Origin of the sequence: Staphylococcus petrasii, from assembly GCF_002902565.1 — a bacterium.
GTDB classification, from domain to species: Bacteria; Bacillota; Bacilli; order Staphylococcales; family Staphylococcaceae; genus Staphylococcus; species Staphylococcus petrasii.
The window spans coordinates 1-436 of the sequence record NZ_PPRC01000136.1; the positions used below are offsets into that span (position 1 = coordinate 1).

Consider the following 436-nt stretch of genomic DNA (forward strand, 5'->3'; position numbering starts at 1 on the left):
TGATTGGGGTGAAGTCGTAACAAGGTAGCCGTATCGGAAGGTGCGGCTGGATCACCTCCTTTCTAAGGATATATTCGGAACATCTCGTAGAGATGATGGAATAACGTGACATATTGTATTCAGTTTTGAATGTTTATTTCAAACATTCAAAATAAATAATGATTGCATTAAACATTATAATTTGATATAATATTTAATTGTGATTGTTAAAAATATTATTTAAAGAAGTCGTTTTTCAGACGATGAGTTGAACGAATTTAAAGCGCAGTTTACTTTTGTAAATGAGCATTTAAATTTGTGATAACGAAGAAGTATGAAAACGATTGACTAAATAATAAAAATTGTACATTGAAAACTAGATAAGTAAGTAAATAGATTTTACCAAGCAAAACCGAGTGAATAGAGTTTTAAATAAGCTTGAATTCATAAAAAATAA

The 436-nt window shown here is 28.7% G+C and carries 1 rRNA gene; it reads left to right on the top strand.

The features are described from left to right. Window positions 1-62: ribosomal RNA gene (locus CD127_RS12525) — 16S ribosomal RNA — on the top strand; the annotation flags it as partial. Window positions 63-436 lie beyond the last annotated feature (374 nt).